Source organism: Streptomyces sp. TSRI0107, assembly GCF_001905845.1.
Classification (GTDB): Bacteria; Actinomycetota; Actinomycetes; order Streptomycetales; family Streptomycetaceae; genus Streptomyces.
Window position 1 is genome coordinate 131,925 of the sequence record NZ_LIVZ01000018.1, and the last position, 10,544, is coordinate 142,468.

A 10,544-nucleotide genomic window follows, 5' to 3' on the forward strand; every position below is an offset into this window, starting at 1 on the left:
GGCGATGGCGATGGCCATGCCCGTCCGGCGCCACCGCGGTGGCGGCCTGCAGGAAAGGCCCGTCTGGGCACCCACCCCTGTCAATCCCCTGGTCGAGTTCGACGAACTGCTCAACCAGATGAGCGGTCTGCTCGAGTCGACGGTGGGCGCGGCACCCGCGGTTGCGTGGACGCCTCTCGCGGACGTGTCGGAATCCGAGGACGCGTTCCTCATAGAGATCGAACTCCCCGGTGTGAAGAGCAAGGACATTGACGTAGAGGCCAACGGTCCCGAACTCGTCGTCACCGGAGAGATCAAGGAGCGGGAACGCAAGGGCGTCCTGCGCCGCAGCACCCGCCGCGTCGGAGCCTTCGAGTACCGTTTGCGGCTGCCCGGGGAACTGGACACCGACAAGATCAAGGCTGAGATGCAGGACGGAGTGCTCAGCATCACCGTCCCCAAGGCCGACGTCGCAAAGCCGCGACACGTCGAGATCACCGAGACAAGTGAAAGTACCGAGAGCAGCGGCTGAGACGCGAACTCGGCCTGTCTGATGGTGAGCGCGGTCCTAAAGTCGCCGACTGCGCCGCCCGCCGCCGGGTGTAGGCGCCCGCCGTGACCACCCGGGTACCGGACCGGGCAGCACCCTGTATCCGCCGACGACGGCCGGCACCGCGGGCACGGCAGGTCGTGAACCCACGCGCTCCAAGAAGAGCAGGCCGGACGGCCCCCGGCGCTTCGCCCGTGCCCTGCGTGAGTCTCGGGCCAAGGGCCTTGCGAGCGGCAGCTACCCAGCGGACGGACCCGGCCGACCCGGCGGCGCACCGGGCGACCCCTGACCAGCGGTGACCAAGGCGGAAGGAAGTCAGGTATGAAATACGACGGATTCCTCGCCCGTGTGCGTGAGCGAGGCGAGTACAACGACCAGGACGAAGCCGCGGACGTCACCAACGCCGTCCTGGAAGTGCTGGCCCAACGGATCAGCCCGGGAGAGGTCAAGGACCTCGCATCCCAGCTGCCCGGCCCGCTGGGACAAGTCCTGGACCACGCCACGCCGCAGCAGGCGCGAAGCTTTGGGATCGAAGAGTTCTACCGCCAGGTCGCCGAGCGCACCCACGCCCGGCCGCGTACGGCGCAGTGGGACGCCAGCGCGGTCCTGACCACCGTCGCCGACGCTGTCACTGGCGGAGAGCTGAATCAGATCATCAGTCAGCTCCCCTCCAGTTACGCGGTCCTGTTCGGCAAGGCCGACCTCGCGGACTGAGCCCGTGAGGCACGGTGGTTGCTGAGCGTGATGATCGTCGGCAGTTCTACGTGGATGGATTTTCGTGGTTCTGCTGCCGTGGCCCAGCGCGCCACGAGGTCGTCCCTGCTCATCACTCCCGGCTCTGCGGCGGCTGGCCGTCCCGGAGCGTCAGGAGTGCAGAGCGGGGGCCGAGGCGGTCTCGGCGCGGCGTGCGGCGTTCTGGTAAATCGCGCGGCCTCCCCTGCGGCGCCGAGACCACCGGGTTGGGACACACACAGCGCGAGGGGTCCCGGACGGGGCGCACGCCGGACGGGGTACGCAGCCGCCACCCCCGCCGCCACGGGGAACTCGGCGGGCAGGGGGGGCGGGGCAGTTCGTAGATTGAAGAGGGAGCAACTCGCAGGGACCCACGTGTGACGGCATCGGAGATCGACTACACGGCGGTGTTCGCCACCCTTCCGAGCCCGTGCCTGATGCTGGGTACGGACCTGGTGACCGCCGCTGCCAACCAGGCCTTCTGCGAGGTGACCGGACGCAGCCGGGCCGAGCTGGTCGGGCAATATCTCTTCGACGTCTTCCCGGACAACCCCGCCGACCCGGAGGCCGACGGGCTGGAGACGCTGAAGGCCTCGCTGCACCGGGTGCTGTCCTCCGGCCAGACCGATCATATGGCGCTGCAGAAGTACGACATCCCGGTCGCCGACGACCCCGAGGTGTTCAAGGAGCGGTGGTGGACCGCGATCAACGTGCCCGTCCTCGGCCCGGACGGAAAGGTCGCCTGGATCCTCCACCGGTCCGAGGACATGACCGACGCCGTCCGCACCCGCCGCACGGCGTACCTGCCGTCGGTCAGCCCCGGCCGGGAAGCGGCCATGGAAGCCGAGCTGTACGCCCGGGCACGGCAACTGCAGCAGAGCTGAACGAGGAACTGCGACAGGCCCACGCCCGTGAACGGCGCATCGCCATCGCCCTGCAGGAAACCATGCTCCACACCCCGGACCTGGCCCGGCACCCCGACGTCGCCGTGCGCTACCTGCCCGCGACCGGGGCCTTGAACGTGTGCGGCGACTGGTACGACGCGGTCGACCTGCCCGCGGGCCGCTTCACCGTCGCAGTCGGCGACGTGGTCGGCCACGGGCTGATGGCCGCCACCGTCATGGGCAGGCTCCGCAGCGCACTGAGTGCCGCCACCCGCACCGTCCACGGCCCCGCCCAAGCGCTGGAGGTCCTGGGGCTGTACGCGCGCTCAGTCGAGGGAGCACTGGCCGCGACGGCCGTCCAGGTCCTCGTCGACTGTCACAGCCATCTGCTCATCTACAGCAGCGCCGGCCACCCCCCGCCCGTCCTGCTCCACCCCGACGGCACCTGCGACCTCCTCGACCAGGCCACCGACCCACCGCTGGGCGCCCGTCCCGAACACGTCCCCCGCCCCCAGGCCACCACCACCTACACCCCCGGCGACACCCTCATCCTCTACACCGACGGCCTGATCGAACGCCGCGGTGAGAACATCGACGCCGGCCTTGACCCGCCTGACCGACATGCTCGCCACCTGCACCGGTTTCGGCGCGGAACATCTCGCCGACGCCCTCCTGGCGCGCCTGGACCTCAGCAGCGGCGCAAGCGACGACATCGCCCTGGTCGTCGTCCGCCTGGCCGCGATGATCCGACCGCCCTGACCGGGACGGTATAGAGATCGAGACAACGCCTGGTCAGCACCTGCTGCCGCCAGGGCGAGCAGGCTGTGCCTTCACTGGCGATCTGTCAGCCAACTCAGCAACCGGTCGCGCCAGCCGCTGCCGCCCAGCCTCCCCGTTGCCACGGGAGGCCCTACGACCGTGATGGCTCCGGTCACACCCACCGCGATGCAGGATTGGGCTGATGGTGTCGGGCGCGTGTGGAATGGTGACGACTATGGCAACCGACTCCATCCACGAGGACCCATCCCTCATCGCGCTGATAGAAGCCGCGATGGCTCGTCCCGCTTTCCAGGAACGCTTCACCCAGCTCTCTCGCGCGCTCGTTGCCATGGTGCCCCCGCAGGCCATGTGGGACGCCATGGGCAGCAGTGTGCTGCCTCTCGTGCAGGCGTTGGCTCCCGGCGACCGCGAGCGCGTCAACCAGCTTCTCGACGAGGCCTACCAGGCGGCCGCCTCAGCCCGGCAGGAGCCCACCGAGGAGCAGGTCGCCGCACTGGCGGCCACCGTGCGCGAGTTCACCAGCTCCCAGACCGAATTCATTCCGCGCAGATGGCAGAAGCAGGCATTCGTCTACTTCTGCGGCCTGGTGACGCTTCTTGCGCTCATGCAGGTGTCGTTCCAGTCCGAGACCACCGACGCCGTCCTCGACGAGTTCGCAGAGAAGCTCCCGCTCATCGCTCCCGTCGTGTACGTCGCGCACCGAGCCTGGGAGCGCTACGCACGCCGCCCCGGTGACGACACGGACGGCCAGGAGGACGACTCCCACTGAGCGCGGGAATCAGCCCTCCTTGAGCGCCGCGCCCGCTGCAAGTCGAGGCCGGTCCCGGCGAACCAGTCCAGCTACCCGGAAGACGTGCCGGCGTGAATTCGACCGCCCGTGCCAACGGCCCCCTCGGACGGCTTCGGATCGCTGCTGTCGCTACTGGCGCAGGCGGTCGCGCCGACGGGGAGAAGCGCGGTGGTTGTTCTGCGCATCGGTGTACCCCCGTTGCTTGGTGCGCTGAGGGTAGGACCCGCACACAGCCACGGTCGGGTGAATCGTTGTCACGGTCCGGACACAGCGCCCACCCATAACCTGCACGCCCGTGCATCATGCAGCCCACAGCACAGGCCACCCAGGGGGAACCATGACTCACACGCCACCGCCGCCGGAGTTCCCGCCGCCCATGCAACCCGAGCCATCGGCTCCCACGCGGAACCGCACCAACGCAATCATCATCGGCGCGGCTGCTGCCGTCATTGCCGCGGTCGTCGCCACCGGCATCGTCGTCGTGCAGTCCCGAGACGACGACAGCAAACCGGCCGCCACCGCCAAGTCGAGCGCCCCCGCCGAAGACGTTGTGACCGCCGCCGCAGAGGAGCCGGACTCGGAGCCGACGTACGACGAGGTGGACGCGGACAGCTTCGCAATCGCCTTGCGCACCACTGAGCGGCAGTGTTTCGGGTCGGCGGGCTGCAATGTGACGGTCGAGCCGAAGGTGACCTACCTGGGCATCAGCGAGGACATCAACCCGAACGCGGTGTACGAGATCACCTACGAAATCAACGGAGATGAGTCCGGCCCGGTCATTGAGACGGCTGAGCTGTCAGACCAGACAAGCCTGCGCTACACGCCGTCGTTAATCAGCACGGCTTCATCGGACACGGAGGTGTCTGTGGAGATCACTGACGTCCTTGAGCGATGAGGTCGCGCCGAGTTGGGCGCCGCAGTCCGGACGAAGGCGGGTGAGCACAAGGACCCCCAACGAAATGATCTTCAGGGTGGCTGGATCACTCTGGGACTGATGATCCGGGGGTGCTGGGTGGCTGGGAAACAGACGACAAGCTGTGGGCGATGATCGAGCCACTGCTACCCAAGGGGTCGAGCGTCGGACCCGGCACCCCGGGCGCAAGCGGCATCCTGACCGGCTGGTGTTCAGGGCATCCTGTTCGTACTGCACACCGAGGTCGCCTGCGCGTGCGCCAGTGATCCGGTCGCGGAGTGGACCGGCGAGGATGGGTGCTGGAGTGTCGACGGTGAGGGCTACCGGCTGTCCAGCGCGAGGTTGGGTCCCTGTCACGTGAGGCTTCGGAGCAGCGTTCGGTAGTCCCCAGAGCATCAGAGCAAAGACCGTGGTGGCCATCGCGAGGATCAGCCAGGCCAGCGCCCGGGAAGCCCGCAGACCGTAGCCCGAAAGCACCCAGTACGCATGCAGGAGGCCACGCTCAGCAGGGGAGGATCTGCTGCGGTCATGCCGGCGCATCTCCATTTCGCCGTAGTAGAAGTCGGCCGCCCCTGGCTCATCCTTGTTGTCCTCGAATGATTTACGTAGCTGCCGGTACAGCACTCCCAACGTCGCGGGGCCGGGTGTCTGCCCTGGGTGACGATGAGCGGGGCCTTTCGTCCAGCCATTCCGCTTGGCTGCATGGTGTACCTCCAACGCACGCCAGTGGTGCTCCTCAGCAAGAACCTGCCGTTGTGTCCAACGGAATGGAACACCCCGCCACCTCAAGCTCTTCGGCGGGGAGGCAAACGTGCACTCGCCTTCAAGCCGCAACTGGTCCAGATGGTGGGCGCCGTTGAAGGCGCAACGGCTCAGGTCGAGATTCGTAAGCACCAGCAACGCGGTGTCGACGCGACGCAGCGATGTGATTGACGCGGTCGCCGTGCCGCGCGTGGAAGCCAGTGGTCTCTCTTCGGGGAGTAGGTCGTTCTCGGGTGGCACGGGTTCTCGGGTAGAGGTCACGGTGGTCGGCTGGGAGAGGACGGCCTCAGAGAGATCCACGTCGGCGTAGCGGGCATGTAGCGTTGCAGGACCTTCGAATCGGGCACCCGAGCAGACCAACTGCGCTGCGGCGGCGTGCACGGTCACGGGCTCGACGAACACGGCGCCCCGTAGATGGATTGCGCCGGTTGCCGTGAGTGGTCCCAGTTTCCGCTCGCTTTCAAAGCGCGCTTCGCTGAAATGTGCGTCGGCGGAGAACCTTGTTCCCTTGAACTGGGCGTAGCGGGCGAAGGTTGCCTCGCTGAAGCGTGCTGTTCCGAACCTAGCGTCATCGAACACGCATTGGCCTGAAAACGTGGCCTTGCTGAACTTGGCGTCGGCGCGGAAGGTCGTCTCGTTGAACCAAGCGTCCAGGGGGAACGTCACTCCATCGAACGAGGTGCTGCCTTCGAACGTTGCCCCGCAGTGTAGTTTGGACTCTTGTCCATCGGTGGTGTCGTAGATGGCGCCGAAGATGGCGTCAGCTGAGAAGGTCGTCTCGCCGATGAACGAGGTGGGGCCGGAGAAGGTAGCGCCGCTGAACCAGGCGTCTTCCGAGAACTTCGCGTCCTTGAACTCGGTGGTCTCGGCGAACGTTGCGTCCTGGAACTCGGCACTCCCAAACGTCGCCTCCTGGAAGTTCGCAGGACCATCGAATGTCGCCTTCTGGAACTCGGCGCTGTTGAAGGTCGCACCCGGGAAGTTGGCGGCACCCCTGAACTTCGCCCCCTCGAACGCGGCGGCACCGAGCCTTGCCCCCTTGAATTCAGCCCGGCGAGAGAATCTTGATCCGAAGAAGAACGCGATGTTGAACTTTGCTCGATCGAACTGAGCCTCACGGCAGAACGTGACCTGATCGAAATTGGAAAGGCTCGCGAACGTTGCCCCCTGGAACCAGGCGCTGCGGGAGAAGGTTGCGCCATAGAACGTGGCCATCTCGCGAAACGTCACATCGTTGAAGACTGCGATGTCGCGAAACGACGTGTGGTCGAAGTCCGCAACGTCGGAGAAGGTCGCGTTGTCGAAGAGGACGTTGCCGAATGTCGGGTTCCCGGTCGCTGGGTCGCGGACAGCGTCGAAGAGCTCATCGAGGAGCTCTTCGGTGAACGCCGTCCCGCGGAGGTCGATGTCAGCACCAGGGCCGAGGGTGGCTAGGTAAGCAGCACGGGATGCGCCATCTACGTGGGCCAGACAGGCATCCATTCCCGAGACTCGGACACCTGTGCAACCATCTTGATCATCAGCGGTGGCGTTCAATCCGCAGTACGGCCACTTCCCAGATGGAGAGCTGTTCACAAGTCCTCCGGCAGCGTGACGGCAACCAAGAGTCCCAGCCACACTGCGGCGCGGGATGATGTGCTGGCATGCCGGACCCTGGAGATGACGGTGACGATGGCCACCTGCCTAGATTAATCATGATTGGGCACATTTCGACCGAAGGCTGGTAGTAAATGCCGTTTGCGCCCGTGGCGCCGGGCCCGACGCTCGACTTGGGCAGCATCGGCTAGATCATCACCCACAGCTCGTACCGGGTCTTCCACGACCGCGCACAGCAGGAGTTCGGCGAGGCCGGGCTGCGCACGGGGTTCACCGGTGGCATGGCGGACGTGGTGGACCGCGCCGACGCGGAGGAGACCACGCAGACGGTGGTCGGGCTGCTGGTGGTCGGGCTGATCGTTCTGATCAACGTGCTCGTGTTCCGCAGCGTCCTGGCCGCGTTCGCCCCGCTGTTCGCGGTGACCGTGGTGGGGGGCGCCGCCGTCGGCACGGTCGTAGGTGCTGCCCTCCTGACCGGTTTCGAACTGGACCCGGGCACCCCGAGCATGATCGGCACGGTGCTGATCGGCATCGGCGTCGACTACTTCCTCTTCCTGTTGTTCCGCTTCCGCGAGGAGCTGCGACGGCGCCCGCAGGAGCACCACCGTGTGGTGGCCGCGGACGTGGCCGAGCGGGTGGGCACGGCGGTGACCTCGGCGGCACTGACGATCGTGGCGGCCTTCGCGACGCTCGGTGTGTACCAGTGCCCAGCAACGTCGTCGACGGCCGGCACGCGGTCTTCAGGAGCGCAGTAGGCACCTGCCACTGGTCGATGCGCTGAGCGGGCGGTCGACGACTTGGGCGGGCGCACGGCGAGGCCGCGACCTGCTCCGACGGCACCGGCGTCAACTGACCGCGGGCCTGCCGGGGTGGCCGGGCCCAGCACGGCCTGACGTAAGGCATTTCATTCCCCCATTCGATCCGGCCGATCGGCAGCAAGAACTCGGCCGGCACATCAACAGGAGTCATCACCGTGCTGCAACGACTGCCGTACAAGTGGCTGGTAGCCACCGCGTTCGTATTCGGTCTGTTCATGGAGATCCTCGACATGACCGTGCTGAACACCGCGCTGCCCGCACTCGGCCGGCATTTCGACGCCGGGACCGCGACGCTGCAGTGGCTGGTCACCGGCTACATGGTCAGCGTGGCGGTGTTCATCCCCGCTTCGGGATGGATCGCCGACCGGTTCGGCACCAAGCGCACGTTCCTGTTCGCGCTGGCGGTCTTCACCGCTGCCTCGGCGTGGGCGGAGTCGCGGGCTCCCTCGGTGAGCTGATCGTGGCCAGGGTCGCCCAGGGGCTCGGCGGCGGACTACTCACCCCGGTCGGCACAGCCATGCTGTTCCGTGCTTTTCCGCCGGCCGAGAGGGCCAAGGCATCTGCGGTCCTGTCGGTACCGACGACCCTCGCTCCGGCCTTCGGCCCGGTGCTCGGAGGCTGGATGGTCGACAACATCAGCTGGCGGTGGATCTTCTTCCTCAAGGTGCCGATCGGCGTCCTCGGCCTCGTCTTCGCGAAGGTGGCCCTTCACGAGGAGCGCGCGGATCACCCTGGCCGTTTCGATGCCGCCGGGTTCCTGTCCGGCGGTGCCGCACTCGCGCTGTTGCTCTACGGCCTCGACCGGGGCGCTCGAGAAGGATGGGCCACCAACGGGGTACTGGTGTCGCTGGGCGCCGGCCTCGCCCTGGCGGCCGTGTTCACCGCGATCGAGCCGGCGCGTGCCGAGCGGATGATCGACCTGCGGCTGTTGAAGGACCGGTTGTTCCGGATCGGCAACCTGCTGATGCTGCCCACGTCGGGGGCGATGATGGGCGCGCTGTTCCTGGTGCTGCTGCTTCTGCACTATCAGATGGGCGTCGATGCGACGGGCTCCGGCCTGGTCACGATGTTCCAAGCCCTGGGCATGCTGGCGTTCCTCCAACCGGCCGGGCGCCTGTACCCGAAGATCGGCCCCCGCCGCATGCTCGCGACCGGATTCGCCGTCGTCGCCGTCGCCCAGGCGATGCTCATGACGGTTGGCCCCGACACCACTCTGTGGGCGGTCCGGTTGCCGCTCTTCGCCATGGGGGCCGGCATGGCGCTCACAGTCATCCCGCTGCAGGCCGCCACCTTCGCCACGATCGCCCCTGGGGCGATCGCACGAGCCTCGTCGGTGTTCTCCACCACCCGCCAGGTCGCAGGCGCCGCCGGCGTCGCGTTGGTCGCCACGCTGCTCTCCGCGCGCACCGATTCCAGGCTCGGCGCCCTCGGCGCCGATGCCGGAGCCGCCGCCCGCCAGGATGCGGTCTTCGGCGCCTACCACGACATCTTCCTCGTCACCGCCGTGCTCGTGGTGCTCGGCCTCGTGGCCGCGCTGTTCGTCCGCGATGCGGACGCCATCGCGAGCATCCACCCGGTGCCGGAGCCTGGACGCGGCCACCAAGCCCGCGGACACAGACAGCAGCGAGCGTCTTCCCTGATCCTGCCCGGGCCGCTGCGCGCTCAGCGCAACGGTTCCAGCCTCGCCCGACGGCATCGAGGGCGAGATCCGCCAGGGCAGAGGTGTCGGCGACGCGGCCAAGAACCTACGCGGCGGCGCCGCCGCTCGTCGACGGGGCCATCACGCTGACGGGGCCGATGTAGCCGACCACGGCACTTCAGTGATCGCCGTGGACGACACCGGGGCCAGTGACGACAACGCGGCGAGCCGCGGTGCCAGGCGCCGCGAGCCCGGCCTGATCGGCAAGGCGCCCCCTGGGGTGTGTCCGTGCCTGCAGGGAGGGCCTGGCTCGCATGCACGAGTTCTTCGAGGACAAGGACTTCAGGGCCGACATCCAGGGCCTGCGCTCGCTGTACCCGTACCTGAGGACCACGACGCAGTGGCTGCACCGCACCGGTTCGCAACCGGCAACCGACACCCGCAGTTGCAACTGCAACTGCCAACTGCAGGCTGGGACGCCTGACGGACACTGCGGGCCGTACCTGACGCCCGAGTCGTACGGCCCTGCACACTGCGCCGTTCCGAGACCGGCGGAGCCGGGCTACCGGCAGCTCCAGGCCGCGCGCAGACCTGCGGCGTGCAGGACCGCCGTTTCTGTATGCCGACCGGTTCTACTCTGCGCATTGCGAATCGACTGGGCACTGCTGCAAGCCGTCCTCGATCCGGTTCAACAAGGCTGTCACTGTCTTCGTCTGTTCCTCGCTGAGCAGAGCGGTTGCGGCTTCCTCGAGCTCCTTCCAGAGGTCTGCGACCTGTTCCTGCAGCGCCCGTCCGGCATCCGTGAGGGACACGACCGATGCCCGCCGGTCGGCGGGGGAAGGACAACGGGTGACGAATCCGGCCTGCTCCAGGCGCCGCAGCATCTTCGAGACAGGGATGCTGATGGGCACTGGTCACATCGATCACTTTCTGCGGAACTGCGATTCAGGGCCACACCATCGTCCCTCACCTACGGGAACGGAGTGCGGGCGCCCTTGCCGATGAGACAAAGACGTCCGCTAGGGCGCGGTCGGCCGCGCAGCGCTAGGCAGTGTCTTTCCGATCATCTGATCGTTGGACTGGCTGTGAGGGATGGGGAGA

9 protein-coding genes and 1 pseudogene are annotated in these 10,544 nt (G+C 67.3%); 8 read left to right on the forward strand and 2 right to left on the reverse strand.

Features of this window, described 5'->3' with window-relative positions; genetic code table 11:
• Positions 1-10: 10 nt before the first annotated feature.
• From AMK31_RS36455 to AMK31_RS36475, 5 genes and pseudogenes are all read left to right on the forward strand, one after another.
• Positions 11-511, forward strand: a complete 501-nt coding sequence (locus AMK31_RS36455; RefSeq protein ID WP_073945054.1) for an Hsp20/alpha crystallin family protein — start codon at positions 11-13, stop codon at positions 509-511.
• 339 nt (positions 512-850) lie between these two features.
• On the forward strand, positions 851-1,243 hold the full coding sequence (locus AMK31_RS36460) for a DUF2267 domain-containing protein (protein ID WP_073945036.1): 393 nt from the start codon (positions 851-853) through the stop codon (positions 1,241-1,243).
• 455 nt (positions 1,244-1,698) lie between these two features.
• Positions 1,699-2,904 (forward strand): annotated as a pseudogene (locus AMK31_RS36465) (PP2C family protein-serine/threonine phosphatase).
• 235 nt (positions 2,905-3,139) lie between these two features.
• Positions 3,140-3,694: a hypothetical protein gene (locus AMK31_RS36470; RefSeq protein ID WP_143204299.1), complete on the forward strand. Its 555-nt coding sequence runs from the start codon at positions 3,140-3,142 to the stop codon at positions 3,692-3,694.
• A gap of 358 nt (positions 3,695-4,052) precedes the next feature.
• Positions 4,053-4,610, forward strand: coding sequence for a hypothetical protein (locus tag AMK31_RS36475; protein ID WP_073945038.1), 558 nt, complete (start codon positions 4,053-4,055; stop codon positions 4,608-4,610).
• On the opposite strand, the gene AMK31_RS39405 is transcribed toward AMK31_RS36475, so the two are convergent.
• On the reverse strand, positions 4,560-6,872 hold the full coding sequence (locus tag AMK31_RS39405) for a pentapeptide repeat-containing protein (RefSeq protein WP_079187083.1): 2,313 nt from the start codon (positions 6,870-6,872) through the stop codon (positions 4,560-4,562). The two genes, AMK31_RS36475 and AMK31_RS39405, sit on opposite strands and share 51 nt — an antisense overlap.
• Positions 6,873-7,180: 308 nt before the next feature.
• On the opposite strand from AMK31_RS39405, the gene AMK31_RS36495 reads away from it, so the two are divergent.
• The 3 genes from AMK31_RS36495 (at position 7,181) to AMK31_RS36505 (ending at position 9,593) form a co-directional block, all read left to right on the forward strand.
• Positions 7,181-7,741 carry an MMPL family transporter gene (locus AMK31_RS36495; protein ID WP_274535993.1) on the forward strand — a complete coding sequence of 187 codons (561 nt, stop codon included), beginning with the start codon at positions 7,181-7,183 and terminating at the stop codon, positions 7,739-7,741.
• A gap of 218 nt (positions 7,742-7,959) precedes the next feature.
• A complete protein-coding gene (locus tag AMK31_RS42225; protein WP_073945040.1) occupies positions 7,960-8,262 on the forward strand; it encodes an MFS transporter in 303 nt (100 codons plus the stop codon).
• A 2-nt stretch (positions 8,263-8,264) separates the two neighbouring features.
• A complete protein-coding gene (locus AMK31_RS36505) occupies positions 8,265-9,593 on the forward strand; it encodes a DHA2 family efflux MFS transporter permease subunit (protein WP_198948653.1) in 1,329 nt (442 codons plus the stop codon).
• Between the two features lie 482 nt (positions 9,594-10,075).
• On the opposite strand, the gene AMK31_RS36510 is transcribed toward AMK31_RS36505, so the two are convergent.
• On the reverse strand, positions 10,076-10,354 hold the full coding sequence (locus tag AMK31_RS36510; protein WP_073945042.1) for a MarR family winged helix-turn-helix transcriptional regulator: 279 nt from the start codon (positions 10,352-10,354) through the stop codon (positions 10,076-10,078).
• Between the last annotated feature and the right edge of the window lie 190 nt (positions 10,355-10,544).

Coding starts and splice junctions, on each gene's coding strand:
- AMK31_RS36455 (WP_073945054.1), top strand. CDS start 11: ATGGCCATGCCCGTCCGGCGCCACCGCGGTGGCGGCCTGCAGGAAAGG.
- AMK31_RS36460 (WP_073945036.1), top strand. CDS start 851: ATGAAATACGACGGATTCCTCGCCCGTGTGCGTGAGCGAGGCGAGTAC.
- AMK31_RS36470 (WP_143204299.1), top strand. CDS start 3,140: ATGGCAACCGACTCCATCCACGAGGACCCATCCCTCATCGCGCTGATA.
- AMK31_RS36475 (WP_073945038.1), top strand. CDS start 4,053: ATGACTCACACGCCACCGCCGCCGGAGTTCCCGCCGCCCATGCAACCC.
- AMK31_RS39405 (WP_079187083.1), bottom strand. CDS start 6,872: ATGGATGCCTGTCTGGCCCACGTAGATGGCGCATCCCGTGCTGCTTAC.